Raw genomic sequence first — 23,588 nt, forward strand, 5'->3', positions numbered from 1 at the left:
GTAAGGCCGGTCAGACAGACCGCGTCGCGCCTCATCGCCAGCAGGCCGGCTCCCACACTGAAATGCATTCTCCTGTGGGAGCCAGCCTGCTGGCGATTGCATCAACTCGGTTCCAAGCGGACCGAGGCATGCACATCACCTCAAACCTTGAACCTGCCCACCAGCGTCTGCAAATGCGTCCCCAGCCGCGCCAACTCGACGCTGGAGGCCGCGGTCTCTTCACTGGCGGCCGAGGTCTGCTCGGACACATCGCGCACGTTCAGCACGCTACGGTTGATCTCTTCGGCTACCGCGCTCTGCTGTTCGGCCGCTGCGGCGATCTGCTGGTTCATCGACTGGATCGCCGACACGGTGCGGGTGATGCTTTCCAGCGAGCCACCGGCACGGCGGGTCAGTTCGACGCTGCTGTCGGTCAGGCTGCGGCTGTTGTCCATGATGGTCGCGACTTGCTGGGTGCCGCTTTGCAGACCGACGATCAGCTCTTCGATTTCTTCGGTGGACTTCTGGGTGCGTTGGGCCAGGCTGCGGACCTCGTCGGCGACCACCGCGAAACCACGCCCTGCTTCACCGGCGCGGGCGGCTTCGATCGCGGCGTTGAGCGCCAGCAGGTTGGTTTGCTGGGCCACGGATTTGATCACGTCGAGCACGCTGCCGATCTTGTCGCTTTCGCGTTTCAGGTGACCCATGGCTTCGGTGGAGTTGCCGACTTCCAGGGCCAGACGCTCGATCTGCGCGATGGCTTCGCCAACGACCTTGTCACCTTCGCGGGCCTGCTGATCGGCGGCCAGAGCCGCTTCAGAGGCCTCTTCGGCGTTACGCGCGACTTCCTGCACGGTGGCGGTCATTTCGTTCATCGCGGTCGCCACCTGGTCGGTCTCGACCTTCTGGCTGTTGACCCCGGCGCTGGTCTGCTCGGTCACTGCGGACAGTTCTTCGGCAGCGCTGGCGATTTGCGTAACGCCATCGCTGATGCCGCCGATCAATTCGCGCAGACCCAGGGTCATGTTCTGCATGGCGCGCTGGAGTTGACCGAGTTCATCGTGGCGCTCGGAAACGAGGTTGTGGGTCAAGTCGCCGGCGGCAATGCGCTCGGCCACTTTCAGTGTCTGGCTCAATGGAATGACGATCTGCCGTGTGATCGCCCACGCCGCGAAGAGGCCGAAGACCAGCGCCAGGGAAGTGGCCAGCAACAGCATGTTCCTGGCGTGTGCCGCATCGGTGTCACGCACGACGGTTTGTGAGGCGGTGAGTTTCTTGCTGACTCCGAGCAGGATGTCGCCTTGCGCGGCCATGCGTTTCAGGGCATCAGCCGTCGCAACCTGCGAGTCACGGAACTGAGTGACCGCGGCTCGGTAGGCTTTGAGCGCTTCGCTGGCCTGTTGCAGATTGGCGGTGTGCTGCTGCGGCAGTTTCGATGGAAGGCTTTCGAGGCTGTTCAACGCGTTGGCGATGGCATCCAGCGCCGGTTGTTCGGCATCGGCCTTGCCACTATAGGTGTAGCCGCGAACCTGATAGCGGGCTTGTTGCAGCAGCTTGCTGACTTCCACCACGTTGTTGAAGTCAGCCACGTTGTCGCCTTGCAGCAGGGACTTCTCGACTTCAGTGACTCGCGCCACAGCGTTGTCGGCGTTGGCGCCGAGTTTACTGCGAGCGTCTTCGCGGCTGGCGCCGGCCTGGGTCATGGCGGCGAAGGCTAGTTTATATTCGCTGACGGCGGTCAATTGCTGGTCGATCATCGCTACGTCGGCCGGTTGTTCGATCAACGTGCGCGCGGTTTTCAGTCCGGTATCGAGTTGGCCGAGCAGGTCGTTGACGGCGCCCGGACCTTGTTCGCCGCGGCGCATCTCGTAATCCAGACGGGCCAGGCGCAAATCCTTGGTCAGCTCATTGAGGCTGGAAATGAATCCCAGCTTGTCGCCGCGACTGATCACATTACCCAGGCCAGTCCAGCCGGTAGCGGTGATCAACACCGTCAGAAGCAGCACCAGACCGAAGCCGACACCCAGTTTGCGATTGACGCTGACGTTCCCCAGTTTCTCGGCTAGCCATCGGTACATGCTGCAACTCCCACGGACCACAAGTTGGTTTTATGGGAGGTGTATCGGCTGGCGGGCGGAAATCTGTAGGCGCAGCACGAGTTTGGCTTGGTTAACCTGTGGCGAGGGAGCTTGCTCCCGCTCGGCGGCGCAGCCGGCGTAAAACAGTCGCCGCGATATTGGGGATTAAATGCGGTGGCCGCTTCGAGCGGGAGCAAGCTCCCTCGCCACGGGGTTTGGAGCGAAGCTCGGGGACCGGATTAGAACAGGCGTGCAAGCAACGCAGTGACGGCAGTCTCGACGCGCAGGATGCGCTCGCCGAGCTGCACTGGTTGCAGGCCGGATTTGCCGAGTAAATCGATTTCGTAGGGAATCCAGCCGCCTTCCGGGCCGATGGCCAGGGTCACCGGTTCGTCCAGGCCGCGGGGGCAGGGCGGGTAATTGCCGGGGTGACCGACCAGACCGAGGGTGCCTTCGGTGATCGCGGGCAGTCGATCTTCGACGAACGGTTTGAAGCGTTTTTCGATGACAATTTCAGGCAACACGCTATCTCTTGCCTGCTCGAGGCCGAGGATCAGTTGCTCGCGAATCGCTTCAGGTTCGAGAAACGGGGTCTGCCAGAAGCTCTTCTCGACGCGGTAGCTGTTTACCAGCACGATTCGCGGCACACCCATGGCCGCCACGGTCTGAAACACCCGACGGAGCATTTTGGGCCGCGGCAGCGCCAATACCAGGGTCAGCGGCAGCTTGGCCGGTGGTGGTTGGTCGAGGGTGACGCGCAGTTCGGCTTCATCGCTGTCCAGACGCAGCACTTCGGCCGAACCCATCAGGCCGCCGATACGCCCGACGCGCAGGCTGTCACCCACTTCACAGCGGTGAACTTCCTGCATGTGAGTCAACCGGCGATCGCGCAGGACCACTCGGTCGGCCGCAATGAAATCGGCCTCTTCGAGGAGCAGCAGGTTCACGCTTGGGTCGCTGGCGGCTGGTCGTTGTGATCGTCGACCGGTTGGTCGTCCGGGTGGTCGCCGCGCTTGCTGATCAGGCCGCCGAACAGGATGCCGATTTCAAACAGCAGCCACATCGGTACGGCCAGCAGCGTCTGCGAAAAGATGTCCGGTGGCGTCAGGATCATGCCGACCACGAAGCAGCCAATGATCACGTACGGGCGGATTTTCTTCAGGTATTTGACGTCGACCACGCCGATCCAGACCAGCAGCACCACGGCCACCGGGATCTCGAACGCCACACCGAAGGCGAAGAACAGCGTCATGACGAAATCGAGGTAGCTGCTGATGTCGGTCATCATCTCCACGCCGGCCGGGGTGGCGGCGGCGAAGAATTTGAAGATCAGCGGGAACACCAGGTAGTAGGCGAACGCCATGCCGGCGTAAAACAGCATGATGCTCGATACCAGCAAGGGTACGGCGATGCGTTTTTCATGTTTGTACAAGCCCGGCGCAATGAAGCCCCAGATCTGATGCAGGATCACAGGGATTGCCAGGAACAGCGACACCATCATGGTCAGTTTCAGCGGCGTCAAAAACGGCGACGACACGTCGGTGGCGATCATCGTCGCGCCCACCGGCAGGTACTGGCGCAACGGCGTCGAGACGAAGGTGTAGATCTGCTGGGTGAAGGCGAACAACCCGGCGAAGATGATGAAGATCGCCGCTACGCAGCGCAGCAGACGGGTACGCAACTCGGTGAGGTGCGAAACCAGCGGCATGTGCTGGTCGTTTTCTGGGAGATCGCTCATGAGACTCGCGGCGGCAAAGTGGTGTCGTGAGGGGCCGGCGTTGTCGGCGCGGCGGCAGGAGCAACAGGTTCTACGGATGCGACAGCCGCTGCCGGTTCAACAGTTTTCACCGTTTCCGTTGGTGCCGCGACAGGTGCAGCTTCTGCAATCGGTGCATGAATCGTCTGCTCCGCCACAGGTTCAACCGGCTGAACCGGCGTAGCCTCCTGCTGGGTCGGCGTGAAGATTTTCCGTGCCTCCTGCTCCAGCGACAGGATGTGCTCGTTGTGCAGTTGCCGACGAATCTCGTCGGCACCGATTTCACGTTCAACTTCCTGTTTGATCGCGTTGAAGCTGCGCTTCAGGCGCCCGACCCACAGGCCGGCCGTGCGCGCAGCCCCCGGCAGACGTTCGGGGCCCAGCACCAGCAGGGCCACGAGGCCGACGAGCAGCAGTTCAGAGAAGCTGATACCAAACATTAGTCAGTGCTCACACGTCTTTGCGGATCGGCTCTTCGACTTTTTGCGCCTGCACGTCGATGGTGTGCGGCTGGTTCACGGACTGTGTGGTCTGTGGCTGAACCGGTGGCACCGGTTGGGCCGGGGTCACAGTCGGGTCAACCGGCTTGTCTTCATCGTTCATGGCTTTGCGAAAGCCCTTGATCGACTCGCCCACGTCAGTGCCGAGGTTTTTCAGTTTCTTGGTGCCGAACACCAGAACGACAACAACCAGGATGACGATCCAGTGTTTCCAGTCAAAAATGCCCATGTTGCTGCTCCTCTCTAATAATTGTTCAGGCGGACGGGCGCGAGGCTTTCTCGGCGTGTCCGGACAGACCGAAACGACGGTCCAGTTCATCGAGTACAGCCTGTGGATGCTGCCCCAGTTGGGCAAGCATGACCATGCTGTGGAACCAAAGGTCGGCAGTCTCGTAGATCACGTCGCTGCAGTCACCGCTGATGGCGGCGTCCTTGGCGGCAATGATGGTCTCGACCGACTCTTCGCCGACTTTTTCCAGAATCTTGTTCAAGCCCTTGTGGTACAGGCTGGCGACATACGAGCTGTCGGCGGCGGCGCCTTTGCGCTCTTCCAGTACCTCGGCCAGTCGGGTCAGGGTGTCACTCATGGGTGTGTCCTGCGCAATAGATAGCGTGCGGGTCTTTCAGGACCGGATCGACGGTTTTCCAGTCGCCGTTCTCGAAGACGCGGTAGAAGCAGCTTTGACGGCCGGTATGGCAGGCAATGTCGCCGATCTGCTCGACCATCAGGATGATCACGTCGGCGTCACAGTCCAGGCGCATCTCATGCAGGGTTTGCACGTGACCGGACTCTTCGCCCTTGCGCCACAGCTTGCCACGGGAACGTGACCAGTAAATGGCACGGTTTTCGGCAGCGGTCAGTTCCAGCGCTTCACGGTTCATCCAGGCCATCATCAGGACGCGCCCGGTCTTGTGATCCTGGGCAATTGCCGGCACCAGGCCATCGGCGTCCCACTTGATCTCGTCCAGCCAGTTTTTCATCTTCGACTCCGACAGCGGGCCCCGCACTTCATTAGCAGGGCCCAACGTTCAAACAGTGTGCCAGTGGATCACACAACTGGCTATCGGCGAACGACCAGATACAAACCGACGGCCATCATGATCCCGGCCGGCCAGTAAGCCAGTTCATTCAGCGGCCCGCCAACGGCGAGTATTGCGCCGCCGGCCAGATGGGCTGTGCCGAGCAGCCGCAGGAACCAGTCGTCCCGGCGCCGATGCCACGGTGGCGGCGGGTCGTAGGCGTGGGGCTGGGACATGCGTTCGAGCAGATCCCGCGCCATGTTGGCCAGGTGCGGCAGTTGCTCGAACTGGCTCTGCACGTTGCCGAGCAAGGCCTTGGGGCTGACGCGTTCACGCATCCAGCGTTCGAGGAACGGTTGGGCGGTATTCCACAAATCGAGGTCCGGGTACAACTGACGGCCCAGGCCTTCGATGTTCAACAAGGTTTTTTGCAGCAGCACCAGCTGCGGCTGCACTTCCATGTTGAAGCGTCGAGCGGTCTGGAACAGGCGCATCAGCACTTGGCCGAATGAAATATCTTTTAACGGTTTTTCGAAGATTGGCTCGCACACCGTGCGGATCGCCGCTTCGAATTCGTTGAGTTTGGTTTCCGCCGGCACCCAGCCCGAATCGATGTGCAGTTGCGCCACACGACGGTAATCACGCTTGAAGAACGCGAACAGGTTGCGCGCCAGGTAATCCTGGTCTTCCGGGGTCAGGCTGCCGACGATGCCGCAGTCGATCGCAATGTATTGCGGGCTCCACGGGTTGACGGTGCTGACGAAGATGTTGCCGGGGTGCATGTCGGCGTGGAAGAAACTGTCCCGGAACACCTGGGTGAAGAAAATTTCCACGCCGCGCTCGGCGAGCATTTTCATGTCGGTGCGTTGATCGGCGAGGGTCGCCAGATCGGTCACCTGAATCCCGTAGATGCGCTCCATCACCAGCACTTTCGGCCGGCACCAGTCCCAATAGACTTGCGGCACGTACAGCAACGGCGAGCCATCGAAGTTGCGTTTCAACTGGCTGGCGTTGGCCGCCTCGCGCAGCAGGTCGAGTTCGTCGTAGATGGTTTTTTCGTAGTCGCTGACCACGTCCACCGGGTGCAGCAGGCGTGCATCGGCCGAGAGCTTTTCCGCGGCGCGGGCGAGGATGAACAGCCACGCCAGGTCCTGGGCGATGATCGGCTTCAGGCCCGGGCGGATGACTTTGACGACGACCTCTTCACCGGTTTTCAGCTGCGCGGCATGCACCTGCGCCACCGAAGCGGAAGCCAGCGGTTCGACGTCAAAGCGGCTGAACACTTCACTGATTTTCTTGCCGAGCTGTTCTTCGATCAGCTTGATCGACACTTGCGAATCGAACGGCGGCACGCGGTCCTGCAGCTTCATCAGCTCGTCGGCAATGTCTTCCGGCAGCAGGTCGCGGCGGGTGGACAGGATCTGCCCGAACTTGATGAAAATCGGCCCCAGGTCCTGCAGCGCCAGGCGCAATCGGGCGCCACGGCTCAGGTCCAGCGTCTTGCGCGGGAACCAGCGCCACGGCAAGGCGTAGCGCAGCGCCAGCAGAAACCACGGCAGCGGCAGGGCGAACAGCAGGTCATCGAGGCGGTAGCGAATCACAACGCGCTGGATGCGCAACAAACGGCGGACGGCAAGCAGCTTCATGCGTTATCGCTTGGGTCGAGGGATCGGGAAAGGCGCTCGAAACGCGCCTCGAGACGTTCCAGATCGAGTTTGATCTGGTCCAGTTCACTGAAACGGGCTTCGGCTTCGCGCTGACCGACGAGGGTGCGCGATTCTTCGGCCAGGTATTCGCCCAGGTTCTGATTGAGGCTGGCGAACCCTTGCTGATACCAGCGTGCGCGGCTGCGCAGGTGACCGCCGACCAGGGAAGTGGCGACGGGGCCGAGCCAGCGCGAGAGTTCGTACTCCCAGTCCAGCTCGAGGTCCTGAAGGATCGCCGCCAGCTCCAGCAACACGCCGCTGTCACCGTCGAGTTCAACTTCAGGGCCATGCAGGACCGAGGTCTTGTCCTTGCTCATCGCCAGTTTCAACAGGCTGGAGGCCGGTGCACGCAAGGTGCAGTCGGCGCCGGTTTCCCAGTGAGAGGCCAGCATCAAGCCTTCGTCGCTGGGCAAAATGAACAGTTGCAGCGCCGGGCTGCGGCAGTCGACGGCAATCACCTTGCCGCTCAAATGCGCCAGCCGCGGCAGCGCCGTGCTGTCGAGACGCAGCACCCGGTTCAGACCGAGTTCAACGCTGGCGAGCAGGCCGGCCAGCAGCATCAGGGTTTGATGCCGCGGTGCAGGGCGACGATGCCTGCGGTCATGTTGTGATAGGTCACGCGATCGAAACCGGCCTCGACCATCATCGACTTCAGGGTTTCCTGGTTCGGGTGCATGCGGATCGATTCGGCCAGGTAGCGATAGCTTTCCGAGTCGTTGGTGATCAGCTTGCCCATCAGTGGCATGAAGGCGAACGAGTAGGCGTCGTAAGCTTTGGACATCAGCGCGTTGGTCGGTTTGGAGAACTCCAGCACCAGCAAACGGCCACCCGGCTTGAGTACACGCAGCATCGAGCGCAGGGCGTCTTCTTTATGCGTGACGTTGCGCAGGCCGAAAGCGATGGTCACGCAGTCGAAGTGGTTGTCCGGGAACGGCAGCTTTTCAGCATCGGCCTGGACGAATTCGACGTTGCCGGCCACGCCGAGATCCAGCAGGCGGTCACGACCGACCTTGAGCATGGATTCGTTGATGTCGGCCAACACCACCTGGCCGGTCGGGCCCACGAGGTGCGAGAATTTCTTGGTCAGGTCGCCGGTGCCACCGGCGATGTCCAGCACGCGGTTGCCGGTGCGCACGCCCGACAGCTCGATCGCGAAACGCTTCCACAAGCGGTGCATGCCGCCCGACAGGAGGTCGTTCATCAAGTCGTACTTGGCGGCTACCGAGTGGAAAACCTCAGCGACTTTTTCCGCTTTTTGGCTTTCCGGAACGTTTTTGAAACCGAAGTGAGTGGTGGGTTCGGCATCGCTGCCTTTGCGCTGATCAGTCATATCGCTGTCACCAGAAGAGAATGCGGGACATTCTAATCCCGGTGGCCTGCTTTGTCTTGGCAAGGCTGAAGGTAAGATAGGCAACCGCCGGGACGTTTTGCCGCAGCAGCGGTCAAGATGCTTCAGGAAAGTATCCATAAAGCAGGAGTCATTCGATGGCCCGTATTAGTGTTGAGCGTGCCCACGGCCTGGGCAAGGAAGCGGCCCGCGAGAAGGCCGACCAGTTGGCGCAGAAGCTGTCCGATCAATATGGCCTGGAGCCGCAGTGGTCTGGCGATACCCTGAACCTCAAGCGTTCCGGGGTGAAAGGCGCAGTGCATGTCAGCGAAGATTCGATCCGCGTCGATGTGGAGTTGGGCCTGATGATGTCGGCCATGAGCGGCATGATCAAATCGGAAATCGAAAAGGCCCTCGATAAAGCCCTCGCCTGAGATCGAGCCGATACCTGTGGCGAGGGAGCTTGCTCCCGCTGGGGTGCGAAGCGCCCCCAACACTGGCACTGCATATTCTCAGGGACATTCGGTTCGCCTGTTTTCGACTGCTGCGCAGTCGAGCGGGAGCAAGCGCCCTCGCCACAATTGATCTCGGTCATGCAGCACCTGTTTATGTCAGTTGTTAGGGTGCCGTTTCTAATTTTTCTCCCTACTTTGTGCCTGAGCCCGACACTTTCGCGGGCAGTTCCTCAAACCTTCTGCGCGTGAGGTGCACCATGGCCAAAGTTATTTTGAAGAAAAAAATCGACGCTTCGACAACCGCTCTGAGCGACGTCAAATCCTATGCCCGCAAGATCTGGCTGGCAGGCCTGGGTGCCTACACCAAGGTCGGCCAAGAGGGCAGCGAGTATTTTCAAGAGCTGGTAAAAGCGGGTCAAACCGTTGAAACCAAAGGAAAAAAAGTAGTCTCCGAGAAACTTGAAGCCGCTAACGCCGAGATCGATGAAGCCAAGAGTGAAGTAAGCACATTCAAAGGCAAGGTCGAACTTCAACTCGACAAGGTCGAGAAGGCTTTCGACTCGCGTGTTGCAAGTGCCTTGAATCGTATCGGCATTCCGTCTAAACATGACGTTGAGACACTCTCTGCTAAGCTCGATGAGCTGACGGCATTGCTCGAACGCGTCGCGCGTAAATCTTAAGGAGAACGGGATGGCTGGTAAAAAGAACACCGAAAAAGAAGGCAGCTCGTGGATTGGGAAAGTCGAAGACTACTCCCGCAAAATCTGGCTGGCTGGTTTAGGCGTGTACTCGAAGATCGACACTGACGGCAGCAAGCTCTTCGATGCATTGGTCAAAGACGGCGAGAAAGCCGAGAAGCTCACCAAGAACGCAGTTGGCAAAAAAGTCGACGACGTCAAGGACTCCGCTTCCTCGGCCAAGTCGCGCATCAGTGGCGTGAAAGATCGTGCGCTGGGCAAGTGGGATGAGCTGGAAGGCGCTTTCGACAAGCGCCTGAACAGCGCCATTTCGCGTCTGGGCGTACCAAGCCGTAATGAAGTGAAAGCGCTGCACAGCAAGGTCGATACCCTGACCAAGCAAATCGAACGACTCACCGGTGCCAAGGTTGCGCCTGTTGCGGCGAAAACCGCAGCGGCCAAACCTGCTGCTAAAACGGCTGCCAAGCCACTGGCAAAAGCAGCCGCTAAACCGGCTGCCAAACCCGCTGCAAAAGCAGCGGCCAAGCCTGCTGCCAAAACGGCTGCTGCCAAACCTGCCGCAGCCAAGCCAGCGGCCAAACCGGTCGCCGCCAAAGCCGCAGCTAAACCAGCCGCCAAGCCTGCCGCCAAGCCTGCAGCGAAAACCGCAGCCGCCAAACCGGCAGCCAAGCCAGCGGCAAAACCTGCCGCAGCGAAGAAGCCAGCAGTGAAAAAACCGGCAGCGCCGAAAGCCGCTGCACCCAAACCAGCAGTGGCTGCCGCCAAACCGGCAACCCCGTCGACTGTAAGCGCATCGAACTCCGCTTCCGCGCCGACCCCTGCTGCAACCCCGACTGCTGCGCCAGCTCCATCGACGCCAACCAGTCAGTCCTGATTCCAGGGCTCAAAAAAACGCCCGGCCTGTAAAGGTCGGGCGTTTTTGTTTGTGCACGATTCTGCAAACACCACGGCCCCTGTGGGAGCTAGCAGGCTGGCTCCCACAGGGGCCGCGGTGTTCGGGGGTTATTCGTGTTCTTCGAGGTATTGCAGCGCCAGCTGTTCAGTCGCAACCTTGATCGGCGGCAGCAGATGCGGCGCCACCAGCATCATGATCTGGTACACCACCAGTCTCACTTCACCCTCACGATCCAGAATCCGCTGATAGTCCAGCGAGAACAGCAGCGTCATGGTGATCTGCTCCACCAGTTGCCCCAGCGCCTGCGTGTCGCTGACCAACAGCCCTTGAGCCTTCAGCCGCGCCAGCAATGAAGCCAGCGTGCGCTTCAGTGCATTGAGCAGATTGCGTATTCCTTTGGCCAGTTTCGGCAACCGCCCGGCGAGGTTCGACAGGTCCTGGAATAGAAACCGGTAATGAGCCAGGCGCTCTACGATCAAATGCAGAAACAGCCAATAGTCTTCAGGGGCCAGTTCCACGTCGGACGGCGGATCGAGCAGCGGCGCGAGTTCCGCCTGGAAACGTTCGAACAACCCGAGAATCAGCGGTTCCTTGCCGTGGAAGTGGTAGTAGAGGTTGCCCGGGCTGATGCCCATTTCGTTGGCAACTTCCATGGTGGAGACGTTCGGTTCGCCCTTCTGGTTAAACAACTGCAGGGCACATTCGAGGATCCGGTCGCGGGTTTTCATCCAGTCTTCTTAATGATCAGGTCATGCCACGGTCGATGCCGGCCGTGGTGTGTTGAGCGTCAGCGCACGCGCACGTAAATACCGGGTGCTGCCTCCATCGGTGGATAGTTCTGGTTGCCGAGCGCCATGTGGGTTTCTTTCTGTGTGCCCGAGCGTTCCTGGATCCAGCCCAGCCACTGCGTCCACCAACTGCCGTCGACTTGTTTGGCGTCGTAATACCAGGCCCGGGGATCGCCGCTCAGTTTTGTGCTTTCGATGAAGTTGGCTTTCGGGTTGGAAGGCGGGTTGAGGATGCTCTGCACATGCCCGCTGTTGGACAGCAAGAAGCGCCGCTCGCCACCCAGCAGCAGGGTCGAGCGGTACACGGCATCCCATGGGGTGATGTGGTCGTTGATGCCGGCCACGCTGAAGCTGTCGACCGTGACTTTCTGCAAATCGATCGGCGTGCCGCACACTTCAAGACCCCCTGGATGACTCAGCGGGTTGTGCTTGAAGAAGTCCAGCAGGTCACCGTGAAAGGCCGCCGGCAGACGCGTGTTGTCGTTGTTCCAGTAGAGAATGTCGAACGCCGGCGGCTCCTTGCCCAGCAGGTAGTTGTTGACGAAGTAGCTCCAGATCAAATCGTTGGGGCGCATCCAGGCGAAGACCTTGGCCATGTCGCGGCCATCCAGTACGCCTTTCTGATATGACCGACGCTTGGCCGCTTCCAGTGTCTGTTCGTCGGCGAACAGGGTCGCGGGGCTCTCCATCTGACTGTCGAGCAGGCTCACCAGATAGGTTGCGCTGGATACCCTGCGCAATTGTCGTTTGGCTTGCAAATGGCCTTGCAGCGCGGCGATGGTCAGCCCGCCAGCGCAAGCGCCCATCAGATTCACGTCCCGGGCACCGGTAATCTCCCGGCACACATTCATCGCTTCTTCGACGGCTTCGACGTACGTCGATAGGCCCCATTCGCGATGACGCACATCCGGGTTGCGCCAACTGATCATGAAGGTCTGCAGGCCGTTTTTCAGGGCAAACTGAACGAAGCTGTTGCTCGGGCTCAGGTCGAAAATGTAGTACTTGTTGATCTGTGGCGGCACCACCAGCAGCGGTTTGGAATACTGCTTCTCGCTCATCGGCTTGTACTGGATCAGCTCCAGCAGCTCATTGCGAAACACCACGGAGCCGGTGGTGGTGGCGACCGTTTTGCCGACCTCGAACGCCTGCTTGGTGACTTGCCTGGGCAGGCCGTCGTTGTGCAGGAAATCATCGACCAGATGACCGATGCCGCGCACCAGGCTGTTGCCGCCGGAGTTGAAGATCTCCTTGATCGCCAGCGGATTGAGCAGGGTGTTGGACGGTGACACCGCATCGTTGAGCAAGGCGAACGCGAAGTGGGCGCGGGCGCGATCGTCCGGGTTCATGTTGCTTTCGTCGATCCAGCTTTTGAACTGCTTCTGCCAACTCAGGTACGCCTGCAGGCTGCGGCGATAAAACGGATTGAGGCTCCAGGCCGGGTCGGCGAAGCGACTGTCATGCGGGTTGGTCGGGTGCAGGGTTTCGCCCAGCAACACCCGCCCCAATTGACCGCCCAGCTTCAAGGCGTGTCGGGCGCTGTGCACCGGGTTGCGCAAACCATGGGCGGCAACACTGCGCAGGGTTGACAGCAGATCCCGACCACGCAGGCCGGTAATCGCACTCTGTGCGTTGATGAACGCGGCGGGAGTGGGCAGAAACTCCTTCGTTGGTTTTTCGCGCATGAATCAACACTCCTTCGTCTTCAGGCCTAAAACAAATACACCGAACCAGAACACCATAGACGCTGTAACGGGTTGTTGCGCGGCGCGGCGTCCTGCCGACCGACGATGAGTCGGCTAACCGCCCAATGGCGCCGGATGCGGATGCATCACGGCGCGCTGCCGTTCTTCCTCGAGGAATTTCATGATGATCGGCGCCACGGCCTCGGCGCGGGTGATCAGGAACAGATGCCCGTCATCGATGATGTGCAACTGAGCATTGGGAATCCGCCAGGCCAGCATGCGCATGTTGATCAGCGGGATCAGAGGATCATCGTCACCTGCCAGCACCAGCGTCGGCTGGTTGATCTTGTGCAGCCAGTGAATGCTGGTCCAGCCGAGGCCGGCGAACAGCTGCCAGTAGTAACCGAGCTTGCCGGCCGAACGCACCTTTGCCGCATGGCTGGCGGCGAGTGTCGGATCGCGTCGGAACGAGCCGCCGTAGATCATTGGCGCAATGCGAATCACGTGAGAGGGCTGGATGTAGCGCCGTGGACTGGCCATCATCCACAGCACTTTCGGCTTGCCCGGCACCATCACCGCACCTGCCGCCGTCGCCGCCAGCACCAGTTTTTTGCAGCGCTCGGGATAGTCGTAGGCAAACTGCTGGGCGAGGGCGCCGCCCCACGACACACCGATCACGTTGACTTGCCCGTAATCGAGATAATCGAGCATCCGTGCCGTGAGTTTGGCCAGGCCCGGAAAACGATACGGCCGGTTCGGTGTCGACGAGCCGCCAACACCCGGGACATCGAAAGCGATGACTTCGAGGTCCGGGTCCAACGCCGCGACGAACGGAAACACCAGCTCCAGGTTGGCGCCGATGCCATTGAAAATCAGCAAGGGCGTCAAGTGAGGCTTGCCGGGGCGTACCGCCGTGCGGAGGGTCTGGCCATCCAGGTCGACGGTACGAAAAATGAACGGTTGCGGCATGCTTCAAGCCCTGTGGGTTAATTATCCCGATCCGCTGCAGGCGCTGAGCAGGCTCCGCTCCTGCAGCGGATCAGGGTGTGTCATTTACCGCTCATGTACGTAAGTGCCTGGTGCAGCTTCACCCGCGGGGTAAGCCTTGTTGCCCAGTTTTGTCGGAGCTTTTTTCAGTTCGCCCGAACGTTCCGCTTGCCAGGCCTGCCAGTGCAGCCACCAGGAATCGGTGTGCTTGGTGGAATTTTCCTGCCAGTCCTCGGCCTTCACCGGCATCTCGGTGCTGGTCATGTAACGTGATTTCGGATTGCCCGGCGGGTTCAGAATGCTCTGGATATGCCCGCTGCTGGACAACACGAACTCAACCTTGCCACCGAACAGTTGCGCCGATTTGTAGCAGGACTTCCACGGGGTGATGTGGTCGTTGGTGCCGGCCAGGGAATAGATGTCCGCCGTGACCTGTTTCAGATCAATCGGCGTGCCGCACACTTCCAGTGCGTCCGGACGAATCAGCGGGTTGTTTTTGAACATCTCGATCAGGTCGCCGTGGAATGCGGCGGGCAACCGTGTGGTGTCGTTGTTCCAGAACAGAATGTCGAACACCGGCGGCTCGTTGCCGAGCAGGTAGTTGTTGACCCAGTAGTTCCAGATCAGATCGTTGGGCCGCATCCAGGCGAACACCTTCGCCATGTCACGGCCTTCCAGCACACCGGCCTGATAGGAATGACGCTTGGCGGCTTCGAGGGTCTGCTCGTCGACGAACAGGGCCACGTCGCTGTCCAGGGTGGTGTCCAGCACGCTCACCAGCAAGGTGAGGGCGTTGACCTTCTTCTCGCCGATCGCGGCGTAGTGGCCCAGCAGCGCGGTGCAGGTGATGCCGCCCGAGCAGGCGCCGAGCATGTTCACGTCTTTGCTGCCGGTGATCGCGGTGACCACGTCGACCGCTTCCTTGAGCGCTTCGATGTAGGTCGAAAGACCCCACTCGCGTTGCTCCTTGGTCGGGTTGCGCCAGCTGACGATGAAAGTCTGCACGTGATTGCGCAGGCAAAAACGCGCCAGGCTTTTGTCCGGGCTGAGGTCGAATACATAGAACTTGTTGATCTGCGGCGGCACCACCAGCAACGGGCGCTCGTGCACCTGCTCGGTGGTCGGCCGGTACTGGATCAGCTCCAGCACGTCGTTGCGAAAGACCACGGCGCCTTCGGTCACGCCCAGGCTCTTGCCGACTTCGAACGCGCCCATGTTGACCTGGCTCGGCATACCGCCGTTGTGCACCAGATCCTTGGCCAGGTGCGAGAGGCCGTCGAGCAGGCTCTTGCCACCGGTTTCGAAGAAACGTTTGACCGCCGCCGGGTTGGCCGCACTGTTGGTCGGGGCCATGGCCTCGGTCATGAGGTTGATCACGAAATGCCCGCGTGCCACATCCTTGGGCCCGAGGTTGCTGTCGTCGATCCAGTCGTGGAGTTCCTTGCGCCACGCCAGGTAAGTTTGCAGATAACGTTTGTAGAGCGGGTTCTGGCTCCAGGCCGGATCGTGGAAGCGACGGTCATCGCTGGTCGGTTGCAGCTCGGACTTGCCGAAGAGCACGTTCTTGAGTTCAAGGCCGAAATGAGCGACATGCCTGGCGCTATGAATCGGTTGCCGGATGGCCTGCCTGAGCACCATTCGAGCAGAAGCCAGTAGATCCTTTCCACGCAGCCCAACGACAGGATTCAGCCCCAGGGTGTTTTCCGAGGCCTGATACTTCAAGTCATCGTTATTCTTGTTACTCATCTACGACGCTCCATTGTCCTGAGACGAGTACCAGGGTCCAGCTGTGTAGGTACACAGCCAATGCCAGGTACTACTGCTCGGGTGACCGTTAATTCTGCATCGCTGCTTTTTCGTTCGCAGAGAGCACTGCAGGGAACTTGCCAGCTCCATTGGTTACCCGAGTTTAATTTTTTTCGCAAGCAGGCCAATGACTGGCCTCGCGGCCAAGCATTCAAACAGATGAAATTAGAAAATGCCCTCTAAAGCGCAAGAAGCCTGGGCTAGAGCATCAGCTTGACGACAGACTCGTTCGGGTCGCGGGTCTTTCCGGCCGCTTTCAGTTCGGCAAGATAATCGTTCCAGAGATCCTCCTGACGCACGCCCAACTGGTACAAGTAATCCCAGGTGAACAGGCCGCTGTCGTGGCCATCGTCGAAGGTCAATTTCAGTGCGTACTGACCGGCCGGTTCTACCTTGGTCAGGCCTACGCCGATCTTGCCAAATTGCAGGATAGGTTTGCCGTGGCCCTGGACCTCGGCGGAAGGAGAGTGCACGCGCAGGAACTCGGCGGGCAAGTGATGCTCCTCGCCGGACGCGTATTTCAGCGACAGGGTTTTCGAGGCTTTGTGCAGCTTGATGTCGGTGGGGAGTTGGGTCGTCATGGGCCGGTCATCCGTCTTGAGGGTGGCGGGTGATCCTGTGGCGAGGGAGCTTGCTCCCGCTCGGCTGCGCAGCAGTCGTAAATCCGGCGAACGGGTTTTGCTGACAGACAGCATTCGCCGAATTCGGGGCCGCTTCGCGACCCAGCGGGAGCGAGCTCCCTCGCCACAGGAGCCCGCTCACACAGAATGTTGCTTACAGGATATAACGGGACAGGTCTTCGTTCTGCGCCAATTCGCCCAGGTGGCTGTTGACGTAGTCGGCGTCGATCAGGATCACCTTGCCGTCGTGGGCGCTGGCCAGGTCACCGGCGCTGAACGACACCTCTTCGAGCAGTCGCTCAAGCAAGGTGTGCAGGCGACGGGCACCGATGTTCTCGGTCTTCTCGTTGACCTGCCAGGCGATCTCGGCGATGCGCTTGATGCCGTCCGGCTGGAACTCGATGGCCAGGCCTTCGGTTTTCAGCAGTGCGCAATATTGCTCGGTGAGGGACGCGTGCGGCTCGCTGAGAATGCGTTCGAAATCTTCCGGTGTCAGCGCTTTCAGCTCGACACGGATCGGCAGACGACCTTGCAACTCAGGCACCAGATCGCTCGGCTTGCTCAAGTGGAATGCGCCGGAAGCGATGAACAGGATGTGGTCGGTCTTGACCATGCCCAGTTTGGTGTTGACGGTGCAGCCTTCGATCAGCGGCAGCAGGTCGCGCTGTACGCCTTCACGAGACACGTCGACGCCACCGGAGTTACCGCGCTTGGCCACCTTGTCGATTTCGTCGATGAACACAATGCCGTGCTGCTCGACCGCTTCCAGCGCCTTGGCCTTCAACTCTTCATCGTTGACCAGGCGGCTGGCTTCTTCGTCGCGCACCAGCTTCAGCGCTTCCTTGACCTTGAGCTTGCGGCTCTTGCGTTTGCCCTTGCCCATGTTGGCGAACAGGCTTTGCAGCTGGTTGGTCATTTCTTCCATGCCCGGTGGCGCGGAGATATCGACGCCGGCCACTTCGGCGACTTCGATTTCGATCTCCTTGTCATCCAGCTGACCTTCGCGCAGGCGCTTGCGGAACAGCTGGCGGGTGTTGGAGTCGGCCGACGGGGTGTCATCGTTGCTGAAACCCATGCGCGCCGGTGGCAGCAGGGCGTCGAGGATGCGCTCTTCGGCGGCGTCTTCGGCGCGGTGGCGAACCTTGGTCATTTCCTGTTCGCGCAGCAGCTTGATAGCGGCGTCAGCCAGATCACGAATGATCGACTCGACGTCGCGACCGACGTAGCCGACCTCGGTGAACTTGGTCGCTTCGACCTTGATGAACGGCGCGTTGGCCAGTTTGGCCAGGCGACGGGCGATCTCGGTTTTACCGACACCGGTCGGGCCGATCATCAGGATGTTCTTGGGTGTGACTTCAACGCGCAGTTCTTCCGGCAGCTGCATCCGGCGCCAGCGGTTGCGCAGCGCGATGGCGACGGCGCGCTTGGCATCGTCCTGGCCGATGATGTGACGATTGAGTTCGTGGACGATTTCACGGGGAGTCATGGACATAGTAATTGGCGGTCCTCAAGCAAAAGTGAGCCGTGGCGCTAAGGCCGGAACAGGCTTACTCGGCGAGGTCCTGCTCCTCAATGGTGAAGGTGTGGTTGGTGAATACGCAGATGTCGCCGGCGATGCCGAGCGCGGTTTCGACGATTTCGCGGGCGGACAGATCGGTTTTCTTCAGCAGCGCGCTGGCGGCGGCCTGGGCGTAACCGCCACCGGAACCCATGGCGATCAGGCCTTCTTCGGGTTCGACCACGTCGCCGTTGCCGGTGATGATCAGGGACGCGTCTTTGTTGGCGACCGCGAGCATGGCTTCGAGGCGGCTGAGGGAGCGGTCGGTGCGCCATTCTTTGGCGAGTTCGACGGCGGCGCGAACCAGGTGACCTTGATGTTTCTCGAGCTGGCCTTCGAAGCGCTCGAAGAGGGTGAAGGCGTCAGCGGTGGCCCCGGCAAAACCGGCGATAACCTGGCCGTGGTACAGGCGACGAACTTTCTTCGCGTTGCCTTTCATCACGGTATTACCGAGAGAAACCTGGCCGTCGCCGCCCATGACGACTTTGCCGTGGCGGCGAACTGAAACGATGGTGGTCAAGGGAGAGTCTCCACGCAGCGGGGCGAAAATGCCTTATGCCAACTCATATGGGGGTGGTGGAGCGTTTTTCAACTGCGGGGTATGGCGGGGGACGAGCGGTGTGCAGCTCGCAAAAAAGGCTTGGAGCGAATACCTGTGGCGAGGGAGCTTGCTCCCGCTCGGCTGCGAAGCAGTCGTAAATCCGGCCATCGCGGTTTGTCTATAAGCCGCGATGGCTGAATTGGGAGCGCTTCGCACTCCAGCGGGAGCAAGCTCCCTCGCCACAAAGTAGGTTGTGTCCCGGGGGAATCAGCGGTTCTGGCGTTGTTGTAACAACAGGTTGCTGAAGCCCGCGCCGGCCAGTTGCTTCTGCGCGGTGGTCAGTTGTTCGCGGTTGCTGAACGGTCCAACCAAAACGCGATACCAGGTCTCGTCTTTGACCGTGCCGGATTCAACCGCCACCGCCTGACCGAGCAAGATGATCTGCGCACGCACCTTGTCGGCATCGGCTTCCTTGCGGAACGAGCCGGCCTGCAGGAAAAACTTGGTCACCGGCGCGGCCTTGGCCACGGGTGGCGGCGGTGGCGGGGTGATGCCGGCCAATGCCGCTTGAGCGCGCGCAGTGTCGATTTTCGCTGCTTCCGCTGGTGTGACCGGCGTGGTCGGTACAGCCGGCGTCGGCGGCGTTTTCTCCGGCACGGCATCCGGCGGCACGATCACTTCCGATTCCGGCAGCAGGGTGTAGAAGTCGTACTTCGGCTTCACCGGTTGCGTCGGGCTCGGCGGGGTCTTGTTGGCCTCGGCGATCTTGCTGGCTTTCTGCTGCTCGATCTTCTCGCGCTTGACGCTCTCGCTACCCTTGCCCGGTTCCAGCTTCATCAGGAACACAATGAACGCGCCGACCGTCAGGCCGATGGCCATCCACAGCCAGCCCGGAATCGGTTGCTTTGCAGGAGCTTGGTAACGGCTGGCGCCACGCTTGGGTGCAGGTTTTTTCTTGGCAGCCAACTTACATACGCTCCAGAGTTTCCAGACCCAAGAGTTCCAGGCCTTGCTTGAGAGTGCGGCCGGTCAGCGCGGCGAGGCGCAGGCGGCTTTGCATTTGCGCCGGGGTTTCAGCGCTGAGGATCGGGCAGTTCTCGTAGAAGCTGGAGAACAGGCCGGCAACGTCGTACAGGTAGGTGCAGAGGATGTGCGGGGTGCCTTTCTCGGCCACGTTGTTCAGTATTTCACCGAATTGCGCGAGTTTGGCAGCCAGCTCATGTTCATGCGCGGCTTCCAGGACGATCTGCCCTTCGACTTCGCTGAAGTCCTTGCCGAGCTTGCGGAACACGCCCGCCACGCGGGTATACGCGTACAGCAGGTACGGCGCGGTGTTGCCTTCGAAGTTCAGCATCAGGTCGAAGTTGAAGCTGTAGTCGCTGGTGCGGTGCTTGGACAGGTCGGCGTATTTCACCGCGCCAATGCCCACGACCTTGGCGATGTTGCGCAGCTCGGCCTCGGCCAGCTCCGGGTTCTTGTCCTTCACCAGGGTGTAGGCGCGTTCCTGGGCTTCGGTCAGCAGGTCGATCAGCTTCACGGTGCCGCCATCACGGGTCTTGAACGGACGGCCATCGGCGCCATTCATGGTGCCGAAGCCCATGTGTTCCATTTCCATCGGGTGCGTCACGAAGCCGGCCTTGCGGGCGACCGCGAACACTTGCTGGAAGTGCAGGGCCTGGCGCTGGTCGACAAAATACAGCGCGCGATCAGCCTTCAGCTTGCCGCTGCGGTAACGCACGGCCGCCAGGTCGGTGGTCGCATAGAGGTAGCCGCCATCCGCCTTGACGATGATCACCGGCAGCGGGTCGCCGTCGGCGTTCTTGAATTCGTCGAGGAACACGCACTGCGCGCCGTTGCTCTCGACCAGCAGGCCGGCGGCCTTGAGGTCGTTGACCACGTTGATCAGGTCGTCGTTGTAGGCGCTTTCGCCCATCACGTCGGCCATGGTCAGTTTGACGTTCAGCAGTTCGTAGATTTTCTGGCAGTGGGACAGCGAGATGTCCTTGAACTTGGTCCACAGCGCCAGGCAGTCCGGGTCGCCGGCTTGCAGCTTGACCACCAGGCCACGGGCGCGGTCGGCGAACTCTTCGGATTCGTCGAAGCGTTGCTTGGCGGCGCGGTAGAAGTTTTCCAGGTCCGACAGCTCGTCGCTGGTGATCGGGTTTTCCTGCAAGTACGCCATCAACATGCCGAACTGGGTGCCCCAGTCGCCCACGTGGTTCTGGCGGATCACTTCGTCGCCGAGGAATTCCAGCACGCGGGCCACGCCGTCGCCGATGATGGTCGAGCGCAAGTGACCGACGTGCATCTCTTTTGCCAGGTTCGGTGCGGACAGATCGACAACCGTGCGTTGCACCGGGCCGGCCTTGCGTACGCCGACGTGCTCGTCGGCCAAAGCGGCGTCGAGGCGCGTAGCCAGGGCCTGGGTGTTCTGGAAGAAGTTCAGGAAGCCAGGGCCGGCGATCTCGGTCTTGGTGACGTTCTCGTCGGCCGGCAGTGCAGCGATGATTTTTTCGGCCAGATCCCGCGGCTTCATGCCGGCAGGCTTGGCCAGCATCATGGCGATGTTGCTGGCGAAATCGCCGTTCTTCTTGTCGCGGGAGTTTTCCACCTGGATCGCCGGCGACAGGCCTTCAGGCAACACACCTTCGTTGACGAGTTGGGTGATGGCTTGTTGGATCAGCTGGCGAATGGTGTCTTTCATGGTCTTCTCTTTCGACCGCAAGCGCGGCGGCGCTTCGATGCGCTGGTGGAAAAACTGGGCATTATCCGTTGCGAAGGCGGGCTTGCCAACCATTGTAGGTTCATTGCGGACTTACGGCGGATGATTCCCTTGTGGCGAGGGAGCTTGCTCCCGCTGGGGCGCGTAGCGGTCCTAAATCAGTCGCCTTAATCTGTCTGGCGGTTCTCGGTTGGCAGTTTGCGGCCGCTTCGCAATCGAGCGGGAGCAAGCTTACTCGCCACTGGGTTTCAGTATAAATCTACAGGGTCGACATCCAGCGACCAGCGCACCGCCCGCCCGCTCGGCATCTGCTCCAGTACCAGCAACCAATTGGCCAGTAACCGATGCAGCGGCGCCCGCGCCGTCGCTTGCAGTAACAACTGCGCGCGATAACGCCCGGCCCGGCGTTCCATCGGCGCCGGCACTGGCCCTAGCAGCTCGATCCCGGTCAGGTTCTGTTCGGCCAGCAACCGTTCAGCCTCACTGCATGCTTCATCCAGAAACCCTTCCGCCTGCCCCGGTTTGTGCGCTTCCGCCCGCAGCAGCGCCAAATGTGCAAATGGCGGCAAACCGGCAGAACGCCGCTCGCTCAGCGCCTGCTCGGCAAAGGCGAAGTAACCTTGTTCGGTCAATTGCACCAGCAGCGGATGATCCGCCAGATGCGTCTGGATAATCACCTTGCCCGGCTCTTCAGCCCGGCCCGCACGTCCGGCCACCTGAACGATCAGTTGCGCCATGCGCTCGCTGGCGCGGAAGTCGCCGGAGAACAATCCGCCGTCGGCATCGAGAATCGACACCAGCGTTACTCGTGGAAAGTGATGCCCTTTGGCAAGCATCTGCGTGCCCACCAGAATGCATGGCTGACCCTTCTGAATGGTCGCGAACAACTGATTCATCGCGTCCTTGCGCGATGTGCTGTCGCGGTCGACCCGCAGCACCGGCACGTCCGGAAACAGGATGGCCAGGCGTTCTTCGGCACGTTCGGTGCCGGCGCCGACGGGTCGCAAGTCGACCTTGCCGCATTTCGGACAGTGCCGGGGCACGCGTTCGACGTAGCCGCAATGGTGGCAGCGCAGTTCGCCGGAGCGCTGGTGCACGGTCATCCGCGCATCGCAGCGCTGGCATTCGGACATCCAGCCACAGTCGTGGCACAACAGCGTCGGCGCGAAACCTCGACGGTTGAGAAACACCAACACTTGTTGGCCGGCTGCGAGTGTCTGGCCAATGGCTTGCTGCATTGGCCCGGAAATACCGCTGTCGAGCGGGCGACTTTTCACATCCAGGCGAAGGAAGCGCGGTTGCTTCGCGCCGCCCGCCCGCTCGTTCAGCCGTAGGAGGCCGTACCGACCGGTGTAGGCGTTGTGCAGGCTTTCCAGCGAAGGCGTGGCAGAGCCGAGCACGATCGGGATGTTTTCCTGTCGTGCGCGCACCAATGCCAGGTCGCGGGCGTGATAGCGCAGGCCTTCCTGCTGTTTATAGGAGCCGTCGTGCTCTTCGTCGATGATGATCAGGCCGGGATTTTTCATCGGTGTGAACAGCGCCGAGCGGGTGCCGATAATAATGTCGGCGTCGCCATCCCGGGCGGCGAGCCAGGCTTCAAGACGCTCGCGGTCGTTGACCGCCGAGTGGATCAGCGCAATTCGTGCATTGAAGCGTTGCTCGAAGCGCGCCAGGGTTTGCGGGCCGAGGTTGATCTCCGGGATCAACACCAGTGCTTGCTTGCCGGCTTCGAGGGTTTCACGAATCAGCTGCAAATAGACTTCGGTCTTGCCGCTGCCGGTGACGCCGGCCAGCAGGAACGCGTGATAACTGTCGAACCCGGCGCGAATCGCTTCATAAGCGGCGCGTTGCTCAGGGTTGAGCGGCAACTCGGGTTGCGCCAGCCAATGCTCGTGGCGCGCGCCGGGAGCGTGCTTGCGGATTTCGACTTGCACCAGGTCCTTGGCCAGCAGCAGGTCGAGGCTGTCCTTGCTCAGCATCAGTTTGCTCAGCAATTGATGAGCGACGCCGTGGGGATGCTGGGCCAGTGTCGCCAGCGCTTCACGCTGACGCGGGGCGCGGGCGATACGCGGGTCATCGAGGCTGGCGCCAGGCGCGGCGGACCAGAAACGTTCCTGGCGCGCTTCGGCCAGCTCACCCTGACGCAACAACACCGGCAGCGCCCAGCTCAAGGTGTCGCCGAGGCTGTGCTGATAATACTGAGAGGTCCACAGGCACAGCTTGAATAATGCGGGTGGCAAGGGCGGTGTGGCGTCGAGCAGGGCCAGGGCCGGTTTGAGTTTTTCTGCCGGTACTTCACTGGTGTCGGTGACCTCCACCAGAATCCCGATCATCTCCCGCCGGCCGAACGGCACCCGCAAGCGCATGCCCGGTTGCAACTGGTCGCGCAGGACCCCGGCAGGGGCGCGGTAATCGAACAGGCGGCGCAGGGGCGAAGGCAGGGCGAGGCGCAGAATGGCGTCGGGCACGC

General features: G+C 60.9%; 23 protein-coding genes and 1 pseudogene. 3 read left to right on the forward strand and 21 right to left on the reverse strand.

What is annotated here, in order from left to right; translation table 11 throughout:
* Positions 1-140: 140 nt before the first annotated feature.
* From ACM1ZW_RS10740 to ubiE, 11 genes and pseudogenes are all read right to left on the reverse strand, one after another.
* Positions 141-1,013, reverse strand: coding sequence for a methyl-accepting chemotaxis protein (locus ACM1ZW_RS10740; protein WP_416740807.1), 873 nt, complete (start codon positions 1,011-1,013; stop codon positions 141-143).
* Between the two features lie 33 nt (positions 1,014-1,046).
* Positions 1,047-2,057, reverse strand: a pseudogene (locus ACM1ZW_RS10745) (methyl-accepting chemotaxis protein); the annotation flags it as partial.
* Between the two features lie 239 nt (positions 2,058-2,296).
* On the reverse strand, positions 2,297-3,004 hold the full coding sequence (locus ACM1ZW_RS10750; protein ID WP_017336098.1) for a 16S rRNA (uracil(1498)-N(3))-methyltransferase: 708 nt from the start codon (positions 3,002-3,004) through the stop codon (positions 2,297-2,299).
* The gene (gene tatC, locus ACM1ZW_RS10755) at positions 3,001-3,795 is read right to left on the reverse strand and encodes a twin-arginine translocase subunit TatC (RefSeq protein WP_008025235.1); all 795 of its coding nucleotides are present in this window, start codon (positions 3,793-3,795) and stop codon (positions 3,001-3,003) included. Before tatC ends, ACM1ZW_RS10750 begins: the two co-directional genes overlap by 4 nt.
* A complete protein-coding gene (tatB, locus tag ACM1ZW_RS10760; protein ID WP_017336099.1) occupies positions 3,792-4,253 on the reverse strand; it encodes a Sec-independent protein translocase protein TatB in 462 nt (153 codons plus the stop codon). Before tatB ends, tatC begins: the two co-directional genes overlap by 4 nt.
* 10 nt (positions 4,254-4,263) lie before the next feature.
* On the reverse strand, positions 4,264-4,542 hold the full coding sequence (locus ACM1ZW_RS10765) for a twin-arginine translocase TatA/TatE family subunit (protein WP_017336100.1): 279 nt from the start codon (positions 4,540-4,542) through the stop codon (positions 4,264-4,266).
* 25 nt (positions 4,543-4,567) lie between these two features.
* The gene (locus ACM1ZW_RS10770; protein WP_008047820.1) at positions 4,568-4,900 is read right to left on the reverse strand and encodes a phosphoribosyl-ATP diphosphatase; all 333 of its coding nucleotides are present in this window, start codon (positions 4,898-4,900) and stop codon (positions 4,568-4,570) included.
* Positions 4,893-5,294: a phosphoribosyl-AMP cyclohydrolase gene (gene hisI, locus ACM1ZW_RS10775; RefSeq protein WP_017336101.1), complete on the reverse strand. Its 402-nt coding sequence runs from the start codon at positions 5,292-5,294 to the stop codon at positions 4,893-4,895. Before hisI ends, ACM1ZW_RS10770 begins: the two co-directional genes overlap by 8 nt.
* Before the next feature lie 80 nt (positions 5,295-5,374).
* Entirely contained in the window at positions 5,375-6,979 is a 1,605-nt protein-coding gene (gene ubiB, locus ACM1ZW_RS10780; protein WP_253435196.1) for a ubiquinone biosynthesis regulatory protein kinase UbiB, read from the reverse strand.
* The gene (locus ACM1ZW_RS10785) at positions 6,976-7,599 is read right to left on the reverse strand and encodes a ubiquinone biosynthesis accessory factor UbiJ (protein WP_017336103.1); all 624 of its coding nucleotides are present in this window, start codon (positions 7,597-7,599) and stop codon (positions 6,976-6,978) included. Before ACM1ZW_RS10785 ends, ubiB begins: the two co-directional genes overlap by 4 nt.
* A complete protein-coding gene (gene ubiE / locus ACM1ZW_RS10790) occupies positions 7,599-8,369 on the reverse strand; it encodes a bifunctional demethylmenaquinone methyltransferase/2-methoxy-6-polyprenyl-1,4-benzoquinol methylase UbiE (protein ID WP_007948968.1) in 771 nt (256 codons plus the stop codon). The genes ACM1ZW_RS10785 and ubiE overlap by 1 nt, the downstream gene beginning before the upstream one ends.
* A gap of 155 nt (positions 8,370-8,524) precedes the next feature.
* Here ubiE and ACM1ZW_RS10795 point away from each other — a divergent pair, with 155 nt between their 5' ends.
* The 3 genes from ACM1ZW_RS10795 (at position 8,525) to ACM1ZW_RS10805 (ending at position 10,393) form a co-directional block, all read left to right on the forward strand.
* Positions 8,525-8,800: a polyhydroxyalkanoic acid system family protein gene (locus ACM1ZW_RS10795; RefSeq protein ID WP_017336104.1), complete on the forward strand. Its 276-nt coding sequence runs from the start codon at positions 8,525-8,527 to the stop codon at positions 8,798-8,800.
* A gap of 278 nt (positions 8,801-9,078) precedes the next feature.
* Positions 9,079-9,501: a phasin family protein gene (locus tag ACM1ZW_RS10800; RefSeq protein WP_017336105.1), complete on the forward strand. Its 423-nt coding sequence runs from the start codon at positions 9,079-9,081 to the stop codon at positions 9,499-9,501.
* 10 nt (positions 9,502-9,511) lie between these two features.
* A complete protein-coding gene (locus ACM1ZW_RS10805; protein ID WP_414883468.1) occupies positions 9,512-10,393 on the forward strand; it encodes a phasin family protein in 882 nt (293 codons plus the stop codon).
* 128 nt (positions 10,394-10,521) lie between these two features.
* Here the strand turns inward: ACM1ZW_RS10805 and ACM1ZW_RS10810 are convergent, their stop codons facing one another.
* The 10 genes from ACM1ZW_RS10810 to ACM1ZW_RS10855 all read right to left on the reverse strand — a co-directional run bounded on the left by ACM1ZW_RS10810 (position 10,522) and on the right by ACM1ZW_RS10855 (position 23,586).
* Positions 10,522-11,142, reverse strand: a complete 621-nt coding sequence (locus ACM1ZW_RS10810; protein ID WP_017336107.1) for a TetR/AcrR family transcriptional regulator — start codon at positions 11,140-11,142, stop codon at positions 10,522-10,524.
* 59 nt (positions 11,143-11,201) lie between these two features.
* Complete coding sequence (gene phaC / locus ACM1ZW_RS10815) at positions 11,202-12,884, reverse strand: class II poly(R)-hydroxyalkanoic acid synthase (RefSeq protein WP_416740519.1); 1,683 nt, start codon at positions 12,882-12,884, stop codon at positions 11,202-11,204.
* A 114-nt stretch (positions 12,885-12,998) separates the two neighbouring features.
* Entirely contained in the window at positions 12,999-13,853 is an 855-nt protein-coding gene (phaZ, locus tag ACM1ZW_RS10820; protein WP_010464458.1) for a poly(3-hydroxyalkanoate) depolymerase, read from the reverse strand.
* An 84-nt stretch (positions 13,854-13,937) separates the two neighbouring features.
* On the reverse strand, positions 13,938-15,617 hold the full coding sequence (gene phaC, locus ACM1ZW_RS10825) for a class II poly(R)-hydroxyalkanoic acid synthase (RefSeq protein ID WP_414879939.1): 1,680 nt from the start codon (positions 15,615-15,617) through the stop codon (positions 13,938-13,940).
* Between the two features lie 260 nt (positions 15,618-15,877).
* Positions 15,878-16,258, reverse strand: coding sequence for a gamma-butyrobetaine hydroxylase-like domain-containing protein (locus tag ACM1ZW_RS10830; protein WP_017336111.1), 381 nt, complete (start codon positions 16,256-16,258; stop codon positions 15,878-15,880).
* A 193-nt stretch (positions 16,259-16,451) separates the two neighbouring features.
* A complete protein-coding gene (gene hslU, locus ACM1ZW_RS10835) occupies positions 16,452-17,789 on the reverse strand; it encodes an ATP-dependent protease ATPase subunit HslU (protein ID WP_017336112.1) in 1,338 nt (445 codons plus the stop codon).
* A 55-nt stretch (positions 17,790-17,844) separates the two neighbouring features.
* On the reverse strand, positions 17,845-18,375 hold the full coding sequence (gene hslV, locus ACM1ZW_RS10840) for an ATP-dependent protease subunit HslV (protein WP_007899242.1): 531 nt from the start codon (positions 18,373-18,375) through the stop codon (positions 17,845-17,847).
* Between the two features lie 288 nt (positions 18,376-18,663).
* Complete coding sequence (locus ACM1ZW_RS10845) at positions 18,664-19,362, reverse strand: SPOR domain-containing protein (protein WP_017336113.1); 699 nt, start codon at positions 19,360-19,362, stop codon at positions 18,664-18,666.
* A gap of 1 nt (position 19,363) precedes the next feature.
* Positions 19,364-21,100: an arginine--tRNA ligase gene (argS, locus tag ACM1ZW_RS10850; RefSeq protein ID WP_416740808.1), complete on the reverse strand. Its 1,737-nt coding sequence runs from the start codon at positions 21,098-21,100 to the stop codon at positions 19,364-19,366.
* 266 nt (positions 21,101-21,366) lie between these two features.
* Positions 21,367-23,586, reverse strand: coding sequence for a primosomal protein N' (locus ACM1ZW_RS10855; RefSeq protein ID WP_017336115.1), 2,220 nt, complete (start codon positions 23,584-23,586; stop codon positions 21,367-21,369).
* Positions 23,587-23,588: the final 2 nt, after the last annotated feature.

Source organism: Pseudomonas sp. NFX71 (genome assembly GCF_048079215.1).
GTDB classification, from domain to species: domain Bacteria; phylum Pseudomonadota; class Gammaproteobacteria; order Pseudomonadales; family Pseudomonadaceae; genus Aquipseudomonas; species Aquipseudomonas fluorescens_B.